The sequence below is a fragment of the Pseudoalteromonas fenneropenaei genome (genome assembly GCF_042643375.1).
GTDB classification, from domain to species: Bacteria; Pseudomonadota; Gammaproteobacteria; order Enterobacterales; family Alteromonadaceae; genus Pseudoalteromonas; species Pseudoalteromonas fenneropenaei.
Map to the genome: position 1 here is coordinate 283,399 of NZ_JBHRSD010000002.1, position 21,458 is coordinate 304,856.

Genomic DNA, 21,458 nt, shown 5'->3' on the forward strand with positions numbered 1-21,458 from the left:
GTATTTGTCACTTAACTCGACGGTTCTTGAGTGATCATTTCAATCACTTTGATTACAATGGAACTTTATCGCCGTTGGTGTGAAGTTATGAAGTTTTCTGCTTGGGAAGCACGCCGTCTTTTACAATTGGCTATCCCGGTCTTTTTTGCCCAAATTACCTTAGTTTTAATGTCTGTCGTTGACACTATGATGGCAGGTCAGGTCAGCCCTGAAGATTTGGCTGCGCTCTCCATTGCTGTCGGGATCTGGAACCCTCTGCTATTTGCGCTGCAAGGCATTTTGCTGGCTTTGACTGGCGTGGTCGCGCACTGCCACGGCGCAAATGACAACACCGGCATACGTCTTTATTTTCAACAAAGTTTATACTTAGCATTGCTTCTTGCGGGCTTCGGTTTAGCCGTTGCGCCGCTGACTGATGTGGTCTTTGCGCGGCTTGATATTGCCGCGTCGGTTACTGATAAAGCCAGTAACTACATTTTCTTTGTTAAATGGGGCATGCTCGGCTTTTTGCTGTTTACCATTTATCGTAATGTCACCGAAGGGGTTGGCCTAACAAAACCAGCGTTTTATATCAGCATCTTAGGCCTTGCCCTTAACATCCCTGCTAATTACATCTTTATTCATGGCAAATTCGGCATGCCGGAACTCGGCAGTGCAGGCTGCGGCCTTGCAACTAGCCTAGTTTATGCGTTTATGGCATTGATACAAATTGCTTATAGCAAGAAAAGCGCGGTGCTGCGTAATCTTGAGCTCTATAAAGCGTTTACTAAGCCGCAATTAACTAAACTTGCCTATCTTTTCAAACTCGGGCTACCAATTTGCTTAGCAACTTTCTTTGAAGTGACGCTATTTGCGTGTGTGCCATTATTTATTGCTGACTTAGGCCCAATTGCGGTATCGGGTCATCAAATAGCCACCAGCGTTTCTGTTGTGTTGTTTATGATGCCATTGAGCTTATCTATGGCCATCGCCATACGCATTGGTAATTTGGCAGGACAAGGGCTAGTCAATGAGCTCAAAGTTGCCATTAATACCAGTTTTAGCTTGGCTTGTATTATCGCAGCATTTGTTGCATTGGTGACCTACCTTGGTCGTGATTTTGTCGCAGGTTTGTACTCTTCAGACCCTGAAGTACTCGCGTTAGCAGTGAGCATTTTAGTGCTTGCGTGTATTTATCAATTACCAGATGCTCTTCAAGTTGCCGCCAATGGCGTTCTCCGAGGCTTGAAATATACTAAACCTATTTCCTATATTACTTTTATCAGTTATTGGTTGGTGGGTTTTGTTTTGGGCTATGTTCTTGCAAAGACAGATTTAATCACTGCACCTATGGGCCCGCAGGGCTTTTGGGTCGGCATAATCGTTGGCCTTAGCATAGCTGCAATTTTATTGGTCATTGCGGTAAGACGCCGTGTTGCGATTTTGGCTGCTCATTAGTGTCGTCTTTATGTTGCAGGGCTGTGACCATAGCCCTGCATCATTGTACCTTGACTATCAAAAACGTCTTGCGAATGTATCAAATGGCACCTTTACGCCACCCTCAGCATTAACGCCACTGCCATTGGCGACTAAAAGTAAGCCAGAGCCCCAAGTAACTATTGGCTTACTCGAACTTTCCGCGATAAATCACTGCCCATTGTCCACGCTTATTGCAGAGCATAATTCACAATTAGGCAAAGTCGCCGCGCCAAGTGAACTATTTAAATACCAACTGCGTTTTATCCTTCAGGCACCAAACTGTATTGCCAGTTTACAGGGGAAACAGCAGCCGCTTGCCGATAAGTTAGAGCAGGCGCTGGAGGCAAAGAAACAACACTTGCTGGATTATTTCAACTACATGCTTTACCAAGAGGTTGAATTCCGTGCACTCTTTAGTTTAGCTAACCAAGGTTTTAGTCGCGAATTAGCAGGCAAAGAAGCTGCCATTGAAGCACTAGCATTTTTTAATCGCGTTAAATCTAAGATTATCGCAGACTCCATTGATAACGATGACGTCAATGAGCTTACTTCACAACTTGCAAAGCTACACCGCAACACTTATGTTAAGACCCTACTCACAGAAGCGCAGCGGCAACGTGAGTTTAATTTAGTCACCACTGCCACTCTGGCCACTTTGCCAATTGAGAGTCGCCTCTGTGTCAAACAGCGCCCTTCTGATACCGCCCAGTTTATGCACAATGTGTTTCAAAAGTTTTATATCGGCCAGCTTCAACCACTCCAAGCTGACATCAGTGGGGAATTACAGGCCCTACTCCCACTTCTTTATGAGCTATATGTGCAAGATGCGGCATTATCAAATCAATTAAATGTGGAAAGCAAACTTAGTTTATTAACACAACTTAAAATGTCGGCAAAATCGCACGTTGAGTGGTGGCAAAGCTTTTATCAACGCTGCGCCATCAAGCCTTATTAAAACCTAAACGCAATTTTGTTTAAAAACTTACCGCGAATGATGCAAAAACAAGCAGTTAAACAAAAAAAGTGTTTTTCGACTTGCAACGCTGCTAACACCGCTATATATTAGCGCCCTGTTGAGGCAAATAAGCCATAACAACTTTGTACGACCGTAGCTCAGCTGGTTAGAGCACCACCTTGACATGGTGGGGGTCGGTGGTTCGAGTCCACTCGGTCGTACCAAACTATTAAAATATCGTCTTCTGTACGACCGTAGCTCAGCTGGTTAGAGCACCACCTTGACATGGTGGGGGTCGGTGGTTCGAGTCCACTCGGTCGTACCAGTTCTATTATTAGTAAATCACGCGTTAAATATTAAAATAAAAGCTCCACCACCCGCATTTAACTATGCCCCTCATCATTAATGAAACCCCACTCAGATTGTATCAATTTCATTTTTAATGTACTAAAAAAGCATCACTGCTCTCTCTGACACGACCTGAAGGTCACTGAACCAATTCTACTCGCCTCAACTACGCATTGATGATTCACTTCCAGTTTGCTCAACCGCAATTGACTTTAACTCTATCTTGTTGAAGTTTTGAACACAATTGTATATTGTGCTTTTTTAGGTACTTTAATTTAAAGAAGGAAACGCCAAAATGAAACACGCTCTCACTTTTGCTGCACTACTCATGCTTGTGGGATGTGGCTCCACAAGTGATAACCAAAGTACTCAAGCCTCGTCCGATTCCAACATGCAACTGGCAAAACAAAATAGCAGTGAAATATTAAACACTGAAGGTTACAAATGCGACAAAGAGGTCACGACGGGTTCTAGATTTACCAAAAAACGCTGTAGAACTGCAGAACAAAGAAAAGCCGACCAACAAGAAGCTAAAGACATGCTAAGTACACGCGGTAACGCAGTGAGCCAAGTTAAATAAACTTATGCATTTTATTAAAGACCGTGCCAACAATATAGTTCGGTCTTAACATAATCACTTATAGACTTTTTTACCTTATACTTTCTAAAAATCACAACAAACACATCTAAATATCTACTCTAAGCACGCCCTATTTATTTTGTTACCATAATCTTTGTAGAATAAAAAAGCCCAAGACCGTGCTTGGGCTGAATTCAATTTACGATTAATTAAAACGACAGCGTCACGCCTGCGAACAAGTAACGTCCAAGCGCGTCGTATGGACCAGGGAAGGTATTACCATTAGAAATACCTGATGGACCGTTTGGTACAATCGGAGCCTGTCTATCCAACAAGTTGTTAATACCTGCACGGAAAGTCACATTCTCATGAGCTTGCCAAGTACCTGCGATATCTAAATAAGTAACGGCACCTAGAGTAGTATCACCTGCTACAACATTATTGTTTGCATCACGAGTGTATTCATCCGCTTCACCAAAGTAACGTACTTTAGCCGTTATGTTCGCATCCCAAGGCGTCACCCAAGTTGCTGAGAAATTAACACGATATTCTGGTGTTGGCGCTTCACAAGTGGTACGGTCCCAATAACCTACGCAGTCGTCAATATCGCCGCCTGGAAGGTTTTGCGTGGCAAATTTATTTAGCCATGTACCAACAACTGAGTAACGCATTGAACCATAATCACCGATATCATTACGGTATGACACGTCAAAGTCGATACCTGACGTTTCTATCTCACCAATGTTAACATCGTATGAGGTAATTGCATTTTGACCTAACCAAAGTGCACCAGTTGCCGGATCACGACTAATTTGCTTACAAGCTTCGTCATTGCCACCTACCGCGCATTGGTTGTGAATAACGCCAGAAGGGATAGCTTGAATTGCATCTTCGACTGTAATATTGAAGTAGTCAATTGCGATGTCTAGTCCGTCAATAAACTCTGGCGACAATAGTATACCAAAAGAATAGGTATTTGACTTTTCAGGATCTAAAGCTGCATTGCCACCTCTGACTTCATTGTACTGACCCGCTGGGCTAGACAACGCATTGCTAAGGTATTGGCTTTCCTTTAATCCTGTACGCTGACATTGCTCTAACGTCAAACGTGCGGCTTCAGGCGCGCCTGCACCACAGGGATCTTCCCAGTTAAACAGTTCAATACCTGCTGTTCTAAACAACTCGCGAATATTACCAGCACGTACTGCTCGCTGATAACTAGCACGAAGACCTAGTTCGTCGTTTACACGAACATCAAAAGCCGCTTTATAAGTATGTGTTTGTTTATCTGTTGAATAATCGGAATAACGGTACGCAAGCTCAAGATTGACGTACTGCAAAAGACTCGTATCTTCTAGTAACGGAACGTTAAATTCGGTGAAGAATTCATTTACGTCAAATTCCCCCGTCACACCAAGTCTTGGACCACCTTGGCCTGCACCATCACCCGAGGTAAAGTTTTGGTCCGGCAGTAAAGACAGATATTCTTTGCGATACTCGTAACCAAACACAACGCCTACGCCTGTAGAAGTACCAGGCACAATCACGCCAGCATCTGTCAAATCACCAGTGAGGTAGCCACTGATTTGCGTGGTTTTTGTATCACCACGTGCATACAGAGGTACGATTAAATAGTTAAGCTGTTCTTGATCAATCTTTGACGGTTCAAAAATATTCCAAGGCACACAAGTAGGATCAGAACCATCAACTACAGATTTACAGACGATATTACCGTTTGCATCACGAGTTGCATTTAACGCTCGGCCAATACGCGTATTAGATAGGTCATTTTGATAGGTTTGAACATAGCCAACTGAACCAAAGTTCATAAACGCATCGTATGACCAGCTATCATTGATATCGCCTTTCACACCTAACACGAATCTTGAAGAAGTGTGACGTAAGTCATCTTGACGTGGGCCACCTTCAACATTACGTTTACCAATAAATGCACCTTCAATTACGGCGTCATCGGCAAGGCCTCGGTCGGTACATAAAACTTTACGTTGTTGAGCCGAGAACAATGGGTTATCGCAATGCAAATCAACTTGTTCGAAGAATGAACCAGAAGGCGCAATTTGCGCAACTGTTATGTCATCCATGTAGCTTGCTTCAGCATAAACACGGATGTTGTCACGGATATCGTAATGACCCGTCACACCAAACGTTTTGCGAGTGTCTGGACGTTGGAAGTAGTTCAGTGGACCATAGTTATATACTGTCCCAGCTGTTGGCACAAATTCATTGCCTTGAACCTTAAAGTCGTACGTATCAAAGTCCGTAATACGACCCTCTGGAATAGTACCAGAGCCTGCACAAACTCGCTTACCTGTTTTATCAACGTTCATCGCACAAGCGCTGAAATCACGCTCAGATTGAATTAATGCATCAACATGACGCAGCGTTGCATACGCAGTAATGTTACCGCGTCCATCAGCAGTATTTGCACCAAGTACCACTGTGAAATCATCAGCTTTACCATCCCAAACATTTGAATCTGGTAGTGCAAAGTTTCTGTCAGTTACTGCTCGCTGCATATCAGCATGATCATTATTGTGCTGATAGGCGCTGGTTTGATACTCAAACTCAAATCCTTCAAAATCATCACGTAGAATAAAGTTTACCACACCCGCTACTGCATCAGAGCCATAAGTCGCAGATGAACCACCTGTTAGTACATCAACACGCTTGACTAAAGCTGCAGGAATTTGGTTTAAGTCAGCTGAAATGCCACCTGCTGATGGCGAGCCTGACGGCATTCGGCGACCATTGATAAGCACAAGCGTACGTTCTGGACCAAGGTTACGTAAATCTGCCGTAGCTGTACCTGTAGCCCCATTTGCAGTACCCGCTGTTTGGCCAGCAAACACTGCTGGCATATCGTTCAACAAGTCTTCAACGCGAGTAATACCTGCGACTTTAATATCTTCAGCGGTGATGGTTGCGACAGGACTTGCTCCCAACATTGCCGAACGTTTGATCCGACTACCCGTTACTTCGATACGCTCTACATTTCCTTCTTGAGCTCCTGCTTGCTCATCCGCTGCCATTACTGAGTTTGATAGCCCACCTGTAATAACACCTGCGAGCATGGACGCTCTGATAGCATATGAAAGTCTAGATTGTTTCATATTTATTTCCTTTATAATTATATTTAAATCGCATTAGATACCAAAAAACAACCTACACAAATTAATCAAGCCAGTCAATATACGCCTATAGCAGGTCCAATTTTAAAATTAACAAAATAAACAACCAAATTCCAAAAACAACAACAAAAAATACCAGACATAAAAGACGGCAAAAAGATAAACAACAACAGATGTGAATGGCTAAAAACAACTTACAAAGACAGAGTGGATTAAATTAGAAAAATTTAACCCACCACAAAGAGAGGAAATTAACTTTTAGAGTTTAAAAAATTTAAATAATGTACTTTTTGGTTCAATGTTCATCTATCACTTAGCCCTTATTTGAAAAATAAATAATAAGAGCTACGTATAAAAAATAAATGAATTTGGAGGGGTAGCAAGTTAAATTGCATGACTTACATCACCAGCAAACGCGCGATAAACAGACGTAAGTGCGACAAACGTACGTGTATTAGCTTGAGTAAGTTTATCTTTTGCCACAAGCGCGGTACGTTCACTATCGAGCAAATTCAAAAGATCAATCGTGCCTGCTTCATACTGTAATTGCGCCAATTCTAGTGCTTTGGCACTTGCAGTAACTTGAGCTTGTAACAAATGCTGTTCTGTTTGTAAAAAAGCATAATCACTTAACGCTGTTTTTGCTTGCGTTACCGCAGTAAGCCAATCTTGTTGCAATTGCGCAACAGCTCCTTGTTGTTGAGCTGATGCAATATCAATTCGCGCTTGCAGCGAACCTAAATCAAACACTGGCCAAGACAACGAAGGTGCCACCTGCCAAGCTTTGGTTTGATTACCTAGTAAGTTCACTTCTGGTGATAAAAAACCAAGAAAACCACTAATGGAAAGATCAGGATAAAGCGCGGCTTCATTAGCATTGAGTCTGGCATTTGCGGCAAGTAAACGCTGCTCAGCTGCCGCAATGTCGCTGCGTCGACGCAGCAAACTTACCGGATCTACAATCGCAATTGGCATATCTAAGGTCGGCAAATTGCTACGCTGTAAGTCAGTCAAATTGGCATCTCCGCCAACTAAGGCTTCTAACACAGCTTTTACTTGTGACGCTCTAGCTTGCAAAGCGGGGATACTTGCCGCTACCCCTTTTAACTGAGCAGTAACACGCAGTAAATCCAATTCGTTAGCGTAGCCAGACTCAAGTCTTACGGTAATGACTTGATGGGTTTTGGTTAAACTCGCCACATTTTGCTCGGCGACCTCAATTTGTGCTTGAAACCCTAGCCACTCAACATAAGTTTGCGCGGTCCGCGCAACTAACTCTACTTGTAAATCGCGCCACGCCAACTCAGCAGCCATAGCATCGGCTTGCGCCGCTGCTATGGTATGTTCTATGCGACCAAAGAGGTCTAAGCTCCAATTAACATCAAACCCGCCACGGATTTGACGGCTGAGCACGCGGTTTTCTGTGCTTCCGTTATATACTTTATTGCTATCTTGACTGAATGACATATTGCCCTTAGGCAAAGTGTCATTATCCACATCTTGAAATACTGCTTTTGCTGCTAACATATTTGCTTTGGCTACGGTCAATGACGGATTATGCTGCAACGTAAGCGATACCAATTCACTCAGTTGCTGGTCATTAAAGTGTTGCCACCAAGGCTCTACCTTGAGCTGGGGCACTGCATTTGCACTGGTGCCAAAATTCGCACTAACGAGTTCCACTTGTGGCACCTCTGAAGTGATAGAGCAAGCGCTTAAACCAGCAGTAACTGCAATAGCGATTAGACTACTTTTTAACATGTCGCGCTTTTTCATGCTTGCTGTCCTTGTACTGATTGTTGATGAGAGAGTTCATCAGCCTGCGTGTCTGATGCCTTTTTAGCGCGACGTTTACGCAACATGTGGTAGAACACTGGCGTTAATATTAAGCCAAAGATAGTCACGCCTATCATGCCTGAGAACACCGCCACGCCCATTGCCTTGCGCATTTCTGCGCCAGCTCCAGTTGATAGCACCATAGGTAACACCCCCATGATAAACGCAATTGAGGTCATTAATATTGGGCGTAAACGTAAACGACTGGCTTCCTTAATCGCATCCAAAGTACTCATCCCTTTGTCTTCCAACTCTTTGGCAAATTCCACAATCAAAATCGCGTTCTTCGTCGCAAGACCAACTAATACAATGAAACCAATTTGAGTAAAGATGTTGTTGTCACCGCCATAGAGAATGACCCCTGTCATCGCTGAAAGTAGCGTCATTGGCACGATTAGAATAATAGCCAGCGGCAAACTTAAGCTTTCGTACTGCGCAGCGAGCACCATAAACACCAGCACAACAACCAGAGGGAATACCAGTAACGCTGTATTTCCCGCTAAAATTTGTTGATAAGTCAGCTCAGTCCACTCATAACTCATACCTAACGGCAAAGTTTCGTCTAAGATTTTTTCAATCGCGGCACGAGCTTGGCCAGAGCTATAACCCGGAGCTGGAGCACCATTTACTTCAGCGGTGGGATAAGCGTTGTAATGCATTACTCGGTCTGGACCCGCAGCATGCTTCACCGAAAGGAACGAACCGAGTGGGATCATATCGCCATTATGGTTACGCACTTTCAATTGAGTGATCTGATCTGGCTCCTGACGGAAACTTTCATCCGCTTGCACATTTACTTGATAAGTACGGCCAAAGCGGTTGAAGTCGTTCACATACAGAGACCCCAAATAGGCTTGCATGGTGGTAAACACCGTATCCACATCAACACCCTGGCTCATGGCTTTAGTACGGTCTAAATCAACATCCAGTTGTGGCACATTGACTTGGAAGCTTGAGAAGTTCCCTGTCAATTCCGGTGCTGCCCAAGCCTTACCCACCACTTCTTGAGTTGTTTTGTAGAGCGTTTCAAATCCTAAACCGGCTTTATCCTGAATTTGTAAACGGAACCCCCCTATCGTGCCCAAACCTTGCACTGGCGGCGGTGGGAATATCGCAACAAACGCATCTTGAATAGCACCAAATTCCTGATTTAACTGCGCGGCAATCGCACCCGCTGCAAGCTCTGGTGATTTACGCTCAGCGAACGATTTCAAGCGCACGAACACGATGCCGCTACTTGGGCTGTTGGTAAAGCCGTTAATGTTTAAGCCAGGGAATGCCACCGCATGTTCAACACCAGGGTGTTTCAACATGATGTCTGACATTTGACGGATCACCGCTTCGGTACGCTCCAGCGACGCCGCATCGGGTAATTGGGCAAATGACACTAAGTATTCTTTATCCTGACCCGGCACATAACCCGTTGGTGTTGTGGCAAACTGCTGATAAGTCAAAGCGATCAGGCCACCGTAAAGCACAACAATAATACCGCTTAGACGGATTAACTTACCCACACCTTGCGTATACCCTTTCGCACCACGGTCAAAAACTCGGTTAAACGGTGCAAACACAAAGCGGCCAAATAGCTTATCCATGGCTTTTGTTAACCAATCTTTTGGTGCATGCGGGCTTTTTAGCAACAGAGCAGCTAAAGCAGGACTTAAAGTGAGTGAGTTAAAGGCTGAGATCACAGTAGAAATGGTGATCGTAAGCGCAAATTGCTTATAAAACTGGCCGGTTAAACCTGACATAAACGCGGTCGGAATAAATACCGCCCCCAAAACCAAGGTCGTCGCGATAATCGGCCCAGTTACTTCACGCATGGCTTGTTTGGTCGCTTCTAATGGTGACAAACCATCATGAATATTACGTTCAACGTTTTCGACCACTACGATGGCGTCATCCACTACGATACCAATTGCCAGCACTAATCCGAATAACGATAACGCGTTAAGTGAAAAGCCGAGCAAATGCATGATGGCAAAAGTACCGACCAAAGAAATGGGTACTGCAACAAGTGGAATAATCGACGCACGCCAAGTTTGTAAAAACAACACCACAACCAAGACGACTAATAACACCGCTTCTAACAGCGTATTCATTACCGCTTTAATTGAGCCACGCACGAATACGGTCGGGTCATACACTATGGAATAATCAACTCCCTCAGGGAAGGCTTGCTTAAGCTCCGCCATTTTAGCGCGGACATCATCAGAAATTTGAATGGCATTAGAACCCGGCGCTTGGAAAATCGGTAACGCCACCGCAGGTTGATTATCAAGCAAAGAACGCAGCGCATAAGTGCTTGCCCCAAGTTCAATGCGCGCGACATCGCGTAAACGAGAGATCTCACCCTGAGCACCGACTTTAATAATGATGTCGGCAAATTCTTCTTCGTTCTCTAAACGACCTTTAACGTTGATCAAGAGTTGGAAGTCATTATCACCAGTAGGCTGTGCCCCCAAACTACCCGCTGCTGCTTGTTGGTTTTGCGCACGAATAGCATTAACGATATCACTTGGGTTTAAGCCCAGTGCGGCGACTTTGTTTGGGTCTAGCCATACTCGCATGCTGTATTCGCCAGCACCGAAAAGACGCACATTACCCACACCATCAATACGTGACAGCTCGTCTTTGACGTTTTGCTCAGCAAAGTTCGACAAGTACAACATGTCATAACGATTATCAGGTGAAATTAAATGCACCACCATAGTTAAATCTGGTGACGATTTCTCTGTGACAACCCCTAAGCGCTGTACTTCTTGTGGTAAACGCGGCACCGCACGGGCAACCCGGTTTTGTACTAAAGTCGTGGCATTGTCAGGATCAGTTCCGATAGCAAAAGTAATGGTTAATGTCATACGACCATCAGAAGTTGCTTGCGATGACATATAAAGCATGTCTTCAACGCCATTGATCGCTCGCTCTAATGGCGTCGCTACCGTTTCAGCGATGACTTTTGGGTTTGCGCCGGGATAGTTTGCTGTCACCACCACAGTTGGCGGCACCACTTCTGGATATTCAGTTATGGGCAATTGCCAAACTGAAATAGCGCCTGCGATAAAAATCAGCAGTGACAGCACTGCTGCAAATATCGGTCGACGGATAAAAAACTGCGAGAAATTCATCTTAATCCCCTAACCCCAAACCCGCGGTTGCAGTTGCAAGCGCCATATTGACCTCTTCACTGTGCTCATCTAAGCGTTTTTGCAAGGCTTGTAATTTATTGAGTGTGTCGTTGTCGCTCATTTCAACGAACTGCGGATTAACTGGTGTCCCTGGGCGAACGCGCTGTAAACCGTTAACCACTATTTTGTCGTGAGCTTGTAAACCGGCTTTAATAATGCGCAAACCTGCTAATTTTTCGCCTAGCTCAATACCGCGATATTGCACGTGGTTGGCTTCATCCAATACCAAGACAAATTTATGATTTAAGTCGGTGCCAATTGCGCGGTCTTCAATTAACACACCTTGGAAACTACCACTACCACTTAACTTAATACGGGCAAACATGCCGGGTAAAAAGTTGCCATCAGCGTTATCAAATACAGCTCGGGCACGGATGGTGCCTGTGGTTGGGTTAATTTGATTATCCATAAAATCGACGACACCGTGATGCGGGAAGTCCCTTTCACCAGCAAGTTCCATAAATACTGGATGCGCCACTTCACGCACATCAGGACGCTCGCCATGTTGTGCAAGCTTGATGTAATTTAGATAAGTTTGCTCATCAGCATCAAAATAGGCATAGACCTTGTCGGTCGAAACCAATGACGTGAGTAAACTTTGTCCTGCGGTGACATAGTTACCTTTGGTGATTAAGGCACGTGACACTCGACCACTAATTGGTGCCTTTACCTCGGTATAACTTAGATTCAATTCGGCCAGCTGCAGTGCCGATTTAACTGACTGCAACTGCGCTTCAGCTTGTTGTAATTGCGAACGACGTTGGTCAACTTGCTCAGCAGAAATCGCCGATTGTGAAGACAATTTATGCGCACGAGCGTACTCAGATTTAGCCAGCTGCAAACGGCTTTGCGCTTGTTGTAGCTCACCGTCTAAACGTTGTACCTCGGCTTTAAAAGGTGCTTGGTCTATCACAAATAAGGTATCACCTGCATTTATTAATGCGCCTTCTATAAACGCTACGCTTTCGATATAACCAGAAACACGTGGTCTTAGTGAAACTTGCTCTGGCGCTTCTAAGCGGCCGGTGAATTCATCCCATTCAGTGATCCTTTGACTGATAACAGGCGCAACTGAAACTTGTGGTGCTTGCATTTGTGCCTGCTGCATTGCTTCCCCATCACTACATCCTGCCAGCGTCAAAGCGCCTAATATGGCAGTAGCACGAACCAAGTGATTTAATTGCATGGTGGTTTCCTCATTGATGACCATTTGCGACGTGTACCAGTATGAGGCTTAAGATAGAATAAAAATAATTATTTGTTTGTATGGATTACATCACAAATTATGATATGTTTGCGAATAGTAGGAGTTGAACAATACTTCACTTGACTTTTTGGGGTGGGCATATGAGACAGCAAGACTTAAATTTACTAATGGTATTTGACGCTATCATGACCGAAGGTGCCATTACCCGTGCAGCCACGCGTTTAGCGATGACTCAACCTGCGGTATCCAATGCCTTATCGCGTATGCGAGTGGCTTGGAAAGACGAATTATTTGTCAAAGACGGTCGCGGTATTCAGCCTACTGCTTTTGCACAAGACTTGTGGCGTCAGATAAGAGATCCGCTTCGTCAACTTGAAGAAGCGGTTGACCCAGGTCAATTTGACCCCACAACTGCAAAGCGCACTTTTCGTGTTGTTACCTCAGATGTTATGGTCAATATTGCGTGGGGCGCTTTACGTCAACATATCGAGCAATTTGCACCTAACATCAACATTCACGCCATCCCCAATACCATAGTGAACAACCAAAGTGCCCTTAATGATGCCGAAGTGGATATCGTGCTTGGCGGTCAAATGGCGGTGTCGAATGTGATCCGCACTGAGTTTTTGTTCAGCCCAAGATACGTGTGTGTGATGCGCCCAGAGCACCCACTGGCCAAAAAAGCGTTGTCACTAGAGGATTTTATAGCGGCAGAGCATTTGCTGGTGTCTATGTCTGGTGATACCACGGGCATCACTGACACCTCTTTATTAAAAATTGGCTTGTCGCGACGCGTTGCAATGTCGGTCAATCACTTTTCAGCTGTAGCGCCGTTACTTAAAAGCTCAGATCTCATCTGTGTCGTGCCTTCTATGGCTATTGAGCGGGAAATTTTTAATGGTGAATTGGCCGTTTATGAGACACCGATAGAAATGCCACCGACTCAACTGGGTATGCTCTGGCACAAGCGCCAAGATAACGACCAAGGCTTGATCTGGCTGCGTAACCTACTGGGGAAAGTGATCCGCGAGCACAGCAATGACCATTTTGCTCGCCTTTCACGGTGTTGCCGCAAAGGTGCATGCCCAGAGCTACAACAAGCCAATGCCGAGTTTCTTAGCCAAGTTCGCTAAGATTTAACGCAAACTCGGCTGGCGCGTCTATTTTAGCGTGTCCGTTAATTTGACTTGAGCTGTATCTGAACCCGCGGTGTGCCAAACATGTTGGGCAAGCCGCCCCTGTACAGCAACATTGGTATTAACAAAACTAGGACTTTTACCTGTCGAGCGTTGAATTCGATAATCTTGTAAGGCTGCTTTGATGGTCGGCGTCAACAGCACTATTGCATAAATATTCACAAGTGTCATCAAGCCCAACGCCATATCTGCTAAGTCCCACACATCTTTTAGTGTTGCGTTGGCCCCCCAAAGCACCATTACCAGATAGAGCATGGTATAAATACTACGGCCAACGCGATTATCAAGATGGAAGAAGTGTAAGTTGCTTTCAGCATAGGCATAATTTGCCACCACAGAACTAAACGCAAACAGAAATAAGATCAGTGCTACATACGCCACACCAAACTCACCTAAATGTGCACTCATGGCATTTTGCGTTAGACGGATCCCTTCCATTTCACCGCTATCGCCATTTCCAGCCAATAAAATAATCATAGCTGTACAACTACATAGCACTATCGTATCAAAAAACACCCCGAACATTTGCAAATAGCCTTGTGTGACGGGGTGATTAGGGTTTGGCGTAGCACATGCAGCGGCGTGAGGCACGCTACCTGCACCAGCTTCATTAGAGTATAATCCGCGTTGTACGCCATTTTTAATCGCCGCCGCAAAGGCGCCAGCCCCCGCCTCTTCAAGGCCAAACGCACTACGTACAATGGCGGTAAAGACATCAGCAAGCATTGAAAAATTGATAACGGTAATCACAATTGCAGTACTGATAAATACAATCCCCATTACGGGCACTATCATTTCTGCAAAACGCGCGATACGACGCATACCACCCAAAATAATTGACCCAGCGACAAGGGTGACGACAATTCCTGTATACATGGGCGGAATTGCAAAGGCATGACTCATTGCGTCACTGATGGTGTTGGCTTGCATAGCACTGAAGCTTGAGCCATAACCTAAAAACAAACAAACAGAGAAGAGCGCCGCTAACCAAGGTTTATTTAGACCAAGACGAATATAATAAGCAGGACCACCACGAAACTCGCCGTTGCTATCGCGTACTTTATATACCTGCCCTAACACACTTTCGGCAAACCCCGTGGCCATACCCAGCAAGGCAATGACCCACATCCAAAATACTGCGCCGGGGCCACCTAGCGAGACAGCCACTGCCACACCTGCCAAGTTACCTGTTCCAACGCGCGCTGACAGCCCTGTACATAGCGCTTGAAACGAGCTTATTTCACTTTTATCGGATTTTACGCTGACCTTCAACAGTGCCAGCATATGTGCAAAGCCACTAAACTGAATTGCACGAAACTGCCAAGTAAACCAAAGACCAGCAGCAATCAATAAGAAGATCAGTAACTGCCCTTGGCCCCAAAGGATTTGATTAATAAATTGAACAAGTTCCATGCTGCACGGCGCCCATTATTATTAGAATTAGGTGACTACATGTCACCCTAACTCAAGCGTGAAGCAAAAACCACTTTTAATGCATTTGTATGCAGCGGGTGGGATTTATCCTACAGCAATAGCTGACCGGTTTGGCTTATCTGCAAACGTGTATTATCAGTCCCTTTAATTAAAATCTGGCATCCGCCAAACTCAGGTTTAATTTCAAAGCGCATCTCTTTGCTGATTGGTAACGTCTCAACATGAAATGCGCAGCGTAGTTGTACCTGCTGTAATTGTCCTTGTTCAATTTGCATTTTTATCTCGCGACGGACTGGAGTTAGCAACCGCGTAGGTAAATAGCTAAACTCAACTTGTTGTACAATCGCAGGCTGCGACGACGCAAACGAAACCACATCTGAAACTGCTTTTTCTACTGTTTCAGGCTGAATGTTAATGCCTTTTAGATAGCCAAAACTAGCTGCAACTCGCTTGGCATCGCCAAATTGCTGGGCATACATATACCAATCAAGCATGTTTTTTGCCGCAGCAAGACGATATTCCTGAGGTAATTTACTCCTCAAAGTAAACGCATGTAGTACATGGTATTCGTAGCGCGGCCAATCTTGTCGTAGCTGCGCTAATTGCGATGCTAAGTAATGATAAAGCACTTGCTCGCTGGTATTTTTGCCGTGGTCGTCATGCAACTCCTTTAGCGTAACTTCTGCTTGAGTTAAATCTTTACTGGTGTTGATTTTTTGCAAGCGACTGTAATTATTTAAAAAACCACGTTTAACACTGTCGTTATGGTCGCCAATAAAACCTATATTGTCTTCAAAACAGTTAGTTTTTGCAGCTGCAACAAGCTCTCCTGCAACGAGCGCTGGCGCATACTCCAACTTCGCATAAAACTTCTCGGCTTCAATTCGATTATCTTTGACGCTCGAGATCAAAATGGCTCTATATCAGTAACTTGTCCTTGCTCGTTAATCACATAACTATTTAGCGCATATCCCTCTAAGCGATTAGTTTGACTGGTTTTATTCTCAACTTGATTGTGGTTAACCTTCAGTTTCGCTTCTACATTAGCACTTTGTGCTAATGCTGCATTACTTAAAGTGAGAGCAACGACTGTAAGCCAAGTCTGCAGCTTAAAACTGCCAAGTGTCATGACGAGATCCTTGTTATAAATGATATTTTCACTTTGCGAGGTGCAAGGTAACAGAAAACTCAGTGATTTTTTAACCGTTAACCTTCAGATAAGTAAACAGATGTAAAATCTTTGCTCCGTGGCCGGCATTACATACGTATTCATAAATTTTGCAACTGAAGCTCAAATCGACTACCTAAAACAGCTCCAAACATTTGCCATTTAGGTAAAAAACAAATGTATATACAAGATTTAATTCTTATATTTTTCATATAGATGAAATTACCTGTAATGATTTCTTACGTTTTGATGAATTTCTTAATTGACGGTTAAATACTATTCGCCTACCCTAATGAAAGCGCTTACATTTGCATTTAAAAATGTAAGCGCTTACAGTAACAATACAACAACAAGACGAGAACAAAGATGACAACCACACGCTTGCAAAGGACCCAACTGGCGACCGCTCTATCGCTAGTGTTGGGCACTTTGTCGACTGCTTATGCGGCAGACGGCAAAGACATCGAAGTGATTGAAGTGTCGGGCATCAAAAGCAGTTTAATTAAATCTATGGATTTAAAACGAAATGCCAATGGTGTTGTTGACTCAATTTCTTCTGAAGACATAGGTAAATTCCCAGACACTAACCTCGCCGAGTCGTTACAACGTATTTCAGGTGTATCGATTGACCGTGCAAATGGTGAGGGCAGTCGCGTCACTGTGCGTGGCTTTGGTCCAGATTTTAACTTAGTAACGTTGAACGGCCGTCAAATGCCTGCTTCATCGCTTGAAGCCACGACGGCATCGTCATCGCGCTCATATGATTTTGCTAACATCGCTTCGGAAGGTATTTCAGCGGTAGAAGTCTACAAAACGGGTCGAGCAAGCGTGCCAACTGGTGGTATGGGTTCAACTATCAACATCCTTACTACCCGTCCATTGAATGCACCGGGGCTGAAAGCTACAGTTGGTGTAAAAGCCGTGATGGACACCTCTTCAGAAGAGAATAACGGTGTGACGCCTGAGTTTTCAGGTCTGTATAGCAACACTTTTGATGACGACAAATTCGGTATCGCCCTTTCTGGCAGTTATCAAGAGCGTAAGAGTGGCAACCAACAAGCTAACGTTGGCACTGGTTGGCGTAGTTTTCCAGGTTCTGTAGACCAAGATTGGGGTGCAGGTACCGCTGATTGGGGTGGTATTCCCGATGGCCCAGACTCAGGCCATATCAACCGCCCAAGTGAAGACAGCATTTATTCTGTGCCACAAAGCTTAGGTTATAGCCTAAATGAGGTGCAGCGCACCCGCACTAACGGCCAATTGGTACTACAATACCGCCCTATTGAATCGCTCACTACCACAGTCGATTACACCTATTCTAAAAACGAAGTGGCAACTCAGTTTAACGATTTATCCGCTTGGTTTAACTTTGGCGCTTCAACTGGCCAATGGACCGACGGCCCAATCGCTTCACCACTGATTTATTCTGAAGACACCTCAGGTGGCCCTGCTGATTTCTCGATGGGTGCCGGCGACTTCGCGACGCTTAATGAGAACAAATCACTTGGTTTCAATATTGAGTGGCAAGCCAGCAAAAACCTTAAAGTTGAATTTGACGCACATAATTCAACTGCTGAATCTCGTCCAGATAGCCCGTTTGGCAGCAACAACATTCTGAGCGCAGCAACTTGGGTGCGTGCAGTCACGACAGCGCATTTTGATAAGGATTTCCCAGTTCTTGAAATTCAATATCCAGATGGCGTTACTGCCCTTAACCCTGCCGATATGCGCGTTACCGGTAGCTCGTTCCGTAATAGTAAGATGAAAAGCGAAATAGACCAATATCAACTGCGCGGCCAATACGTGTTTGATGATGGTCTAATTGAAAGTATTGATTTTGGTATCGCAACAACTGAAGTAAATAACCGCTCTGCATTTTCTAACGTCCAGCGTGACACTTGGGGTGGCGTTGGTTCGGCTGGTGATTTCGACAGTTCATTCTGGCCGCTTGAATCAGTTGCTGACCATTTCGATATTCCAGGTAGTGGTTCGAATGATTTGATCAACGAATTCTTTATGTGGGATTTTGCCAAAGTTCGTGCCCGTGCCGCTGAGCTTTACGCTGTACCGGATGCAGGCGATTGTGGTAATGGCTTCTGTGCATCAAGTAATTACACCACTGACCGCCGGACTGAAGAAAAGTCGCAAGCGGCTTATATTCAAGCCAAATTGGCGACGGATATTCAATCCATGCCGCTGACGGTCATTGCCGGTTTACGCTATGAAAAAACCGATGTCACCTCACGCGCACTGGTACCAACTTATAGCAATATTGGTTGGGTCGCAGCGAACGAATTTAACTTGGTTGCCACCGGTGAGCAAGACTTCACCGAGCTCAAAGGCGATTACAGCAATGTACTCCCGAATATTGATGCGAGCTTAGAAGTAATCGACGATGTGATTGTGCGCGCGTCTTATAGCAAAACTATCGCACGCCCCGGCTATGGCGATATTCAAGGTGGTTTAACGGTTGATTCGTTAGTGCGTATTGACGGTGGTACAGGTGCGCGCGGTAACCCAGCGCTGAAACCTTTTGAGTCAACTAACTTAGATATCTCCTTTGAATGGTACTACGCTGAAGGCAGCTATGCTGCAATTGGCTACTTCCATAAAGATGTTGAAAACTTCATTGGTACCAGCATTGAGCGAGAAGCTGTATTCAATCTGCCTCACCCAGCGCAAGGCTCACGTTACCAAGAAGCCGTTGCAGCAGTGGGTAACAATGCCGAAGCCATTCGTGATTACATCATTACTAACTACCCAGATTCTGTAGATGGTTCAACCATTTATGGTATTGAAGGTGATGATGCGGCTGCGTTCTTTAACATCACAGTGCCAGTAAACCAAAAAGAAGCTACCCTAAAAGGCTGGGAAGTTGCAGCGCAACACGTATTTGCCAACGGCTTTGGTGTCATTGCCAACCTGACTTTTGTTGAAGGTGATATCGCTTACGATAATTTCAGTCTTGAGCAGCAATTTGCCCTACTTGGCTTAAGTGATTCTGCTAACTTTATCTTGTTCTATGAAAATGATGGCTTGCAAGCACGTATCGCTTACAACTGGCGTGACGAGTTCTTAGCATCAACAGGTCAAGGCACAGGCTCACACTCAGTGTACGTGGAATCTTACGGTCAATGGGATGCCAGCGTGAGTTACGATATTAATGAAAAACTCACGGTGTTTATCGAAGGTTTAAACCTTACTGATGAATACACCCGCACGCATGGTCGCGCTAAAGAACAAGTGCTGAATGTAACGCAAACTGGCCCAAGATATAACTTTGGCGTTCGCTATACATTCTAAACTCGATTGTCATAATGTGTTTATCCCAAGGGCTCGCACTGAGTGCAGCCCTTTTCCCATCTGTATGTGGTAAGCAGAATGAATAATACGATAAATCATGTGGTTATACTCGGTGGTGGTTCAGCAGGTTGGCTTACGGCAGCCTTATTACAAGCAGAATTAGGCGACCATTTAAACTCAGTAACCGTCATAGAATCCCCCTCACTTAAGCCACTTGGTGTTGGTGAAGGAACTTGGCCTTCCATGCGTGGCACTTTAGAGCGTATTGGCATCAAAGAAAGCGATTTAGTTCGTCACTGCCAAGCCACTTTTAAACAAGGTTCCGCGTTTTTTGGCTGGCGTAATGGCAGCGATATTTACCATCACCCCTTCTCAGCCCCTTGGCAACAAACCAGTATTGATAGCAGCTTATTTTGGGCCGCGCAGGCCAATCATTTACCTTTTGCTCATGTCGTTTCAGGGCAGCCGCGCTTAATTGAGCAAGGCATTGCACCTAAAGACATCACCACGCCAGAATACGCCGCTATCAATAACTATGGCTACCATTTTGACGCCAATGGCTTTGTCGCACTGCTTAAACAACATGCTTGCGAAACGCTTGGAGTTAAGCTGATAGTCGATGAAGTAATCGCGGTCAACGCATGCGCTGAAACACAACATATTCTCAGCCTTACTTGTCAGCAATATGGTGATATCACTGCAGATTTATTTATCGACTGTAGCGGTTTTGACAGTGTGCTATTAGCCAAGCATTACCAAGTGCCGTTTCATAGTGTTAAAGATAGGCTATTTAATGATTCTGCACTGGCGGTTCAAGTTCCTTATAGTTGTGCCCAGCACCCCATTCAATCTGCAACCTTAGCAACAGCGCAACCACATGGTTGGATCTGGGAAATCGGCTTACAAAACCGCGCGGGTATTGGCCATGTGTTTTCGAGTGATCACTGTAGTGAGGCAGACGCAACCGCGAACCTTATGGCTTACATTGCGCAAAAGTACCCACATATCAAAGACTTAGAGCCACGCTTATTTAAATTTACCCCTGGGTATCGTGAACAGTTTTGGCATAAGAATGTGCTCGCTATCGGCATGGCGGCAGGCTTTGTTGAGCCGCTTGAGGCGTCCGCGCTCGCTATGGTTGAGCTTTCTGCGCGGTTTTTAGTGGAGCAATTCCCCTACCAAGCCGCGCAACTGGCAGATAACGCTGCCGCATTTAACCACTTATTTAAAGCGCGTTGGCAAGATATTGTCGACTTTCTTAAACTCCATTATGTGCTCAGTGAACGCACCGAGGCGTACTGGCGCCAGCATCAGGATGGCATGTACTGCTCCGCGCGTTTACAACAATGGTTAAGAAAATGGTCAACCACACTCCCCAGCCGCTATGATTTACCTATGATTGAAGGGCTGTTTCCTGCGGCGAGTTGGCAGTATGTGTATTATGGGATGCAAAATGCACCAGCCAATGTCAGTTTAAAGCTAAACCGCCAGCAGCAACGTATTGCCGCGCAAACTGCGAAGGAATATCCGGCCTTTCAACAAAAATTAACGCAGCAGCTGCGGCTGCCTAGCAACCGAGAGCTGATCAACAAAATTTTGAAGCACGGCCTAGCCACCGTGTGACTTTAGAGGCAGA

The 21,458-nt window shown here is 44.9% G+C and carries 13 protein-coding genes and 2 tRNA genes; 8 read left to right on the plus strand and 7 right to left on the minus strand.

What is annotated here, in order from left to right:
* Positions 1 to 87: 87 nt before the first annotated feature.
* The 5 genes from ACFOEE_RS02585 to ACFOEE_RS02605 all read left to right on the plus strand — a co-directional run bounded on the left by ACFOEE_RS02585 (position 88) and on the right by ACFOEE_RS02605 (position 3,341).
* Positions 88 to 1,437: an MATE family efflux transporter gene (locus tag ACFOEE_RS02585; RefSeq protein ID WP_377120617.1), complete on the plus strand. Its 1,350-nt coding sequence runs from the start codon at positions 88 to 90 to the stop codon at positions 1,435 to 1,437.
* Entirely contained in the window at positions 1,415 to 2,413 is a 999-nt protein-coding gene (locus tag ACFOEE_RS02590; protein ID WP_377120619.1) for a DUF3080 family protein, read from the plus strand. The genes ACFOEE_RS02585 and ACFOEE_RS02590 overlap by 23 nt, the downstream gene beginning before the upstream one ends.
* Before the next feature lie 147 nt (positions 2,414 to 2,560).
* A tRNA-Val gene (locus tag ACFOEE_RS02595) sits at positions 2,561 to 2,637 on the plus strand.
* A gap of 24 nt (positions 2,638 to 2,661) precedes the next feature.
* Positions 2,662 to 2,738: transfer RNA gene (locus ACFOEE_RS02600), tRNA-Val, on the plus strand.
* Between the two features lie 318 nt (positions 2,739 to 3,056).
* On the plus strand, positions 3,057 to 3,341 hold the full coding sequence (locus ACFOEE_RS02605) for a hypothetical protein (protein ID WP_377120621.1): 285 nt from the start codon (positions 3,057 to 3,059) through the stop codon (positions 3,339 to 3,341).
* 209 nt (positions 3,342 to 3,550) lie between these two features.
* Here ACFOEE_RS02605 and ACFOEE_RS02610 read toward each other — a convergent pair whose 3' ends face one another.
* From ACFOEE_RS02610 to ACFOEE_RS02625, 4 genes are all read right to left on the minus strand, one after another.
* Positions 3,551 to 6,472, minus strand: coding sequence for a TonB-dependent receptor plug domain-containing protein (locus ACFOEE_RS02610; RefSeq protein WP_377120623.1), 2,922 nt, complete (start codon positions 6,470 to 6,472; stop codon positions 3,551 to 3,553).
* Between the two features lie 402 nt (positions 6,473 to 6,874).
* Positions 6,875 to 8,266, minus strand: a complete 1,392-nt coding sequence (locus ACFOEE_RS02615) for a TolC family protein (RefSeq protein WP_377120625.1) — start codon at positions 8,264 to 8,266, stop codon at positions 6,875 to 6,877.
* Positions 8,263 to 11,454 carry an efflux RND transporter permease subunit gene (locus ACFOEE_RS02620; protein ID WP_377120627.1) on the minus strand — a complete coding sequence of 1,064 codons (3,192 nt, stop codon included), beginning with the start codon at positions 11,452 to 11,454 and terminating at the stop codon, positions 8,263 to 8,265. The genes ACFOEE_RS02615 and ACFOEE_RS02620 overlap by 4 nt, the downstream gene beginning before the upstream one ends.
* Position 11,455: 1 nt before the next feature.
* The gene (locus ACFOEE_RS02625) at positions 11,456 to 12,700 is read right to left on the minus strand and encodes an efflux RND transporter periplasmic adaptor subunit (RefSeq protein ID WP_377120629.1); all 1,245 of its coding nucleotides are present in this window, start codon (positions 12,698 to 12,700) and stop codon (positions 11,456 to 11,458) included.
* Positions 12,701 to 12,861: 161 nt separating this feature from the next.
* Between ACFOEE_RS02625 and ACFOEE_RS02630 the strand changes: the two genes are divergently transcribed.
* Complete coding sequence (locus tag ACFOEE_RS02630; protein WP_377120631.1) at positions 12,862 to 13,854, plus strand: LysR family transcriptional regulator; 993 nt, start codon at positions 12,862 to 12,864, stop codon at positions 13,852 to 13,854.
* Between the two features lie 27 nt (positions 13,855 to 13,881).
* Here ACFOEE_RS02630 and ACFOEE_RS02635 read toward each other — a convergent pair whose 3' ends face one another.
* The 3 genes from ACFOEE_RS02635 to ACFOEE_RS02645 form a co-directional block, all read right to left on the minus strand.
* A complete protein-coding gene (locus ACFOEE_RS02635; protein WP_377120633.1) occupies positions 13,882 to 15,330 on the minus strand; it encodes an alanine/glycine:cation symporter family protein in 1,449 nt (482 codons plus the stop codon).
* Between the two features lie 110 nt (positions 15,331 to 15,440).
* Positions 15,441 to 16,262, minus strand: a complete 822-nt coding sequence (locus ACFOEE_RS02640) for a hypothetical protein (protein ID WP_377120635.1) — start codon at positions 16,260 to 16,262, stop codon at positions 15,441 to 15,443.
* On the minus strand, positions 16,259 to 16,480 hold the full coding sequence (locus ACFOEE_RS02645; RefSeq protein WP_377120637.1) for a hypothetical protein: 222 nt from the start codon (positions 16,478 to 16,480) through the stop codon (positions 16,259 to 16,261). Before ACFOEE_RS02645 ends, ACFOEE_RS02640 begins: the two co-directional genes overlap by 4 nt.
* 405 nt (positions 16,481 to 16,885) lie before the next feature.
* Between ACFOEE_RS02645 and ACFOEE_RS02650 the strand changes: the two genes are divergently transcribed.
* Together ACFOEE_RS02650 and ACFOEE_RS02655 are read left to right on the plus strand one after the other, a co-directional pair.
* Positions 16,886 to 19,822: a TonB-dependent receptor gene (locus ACFOEE_RS02650; RefSeq protein WP_377120639.1), complete on the plus strand. Its 2,937-nt coding sequence runs from the start codon at positions 16,886 to 16,888 to the stop codon at positions 19,820 to 19,822.
* 78 nt (positions 19,823 to 19,900) lie between these two features.
* Positions 19,901 to 21,445, plus strand: a complete 1,545-nt coding sequence (locus ACFOEE_RS02655) for a tryptophan halogenase family protein (RefSeq protein ID WP_377120641.1) — start codon at positions 19,901 to 19,903, stop codon at positions 21,443 to 21,445.
* Positions 21,446 to 21,458: the final 13 nt, after the last annotated feature.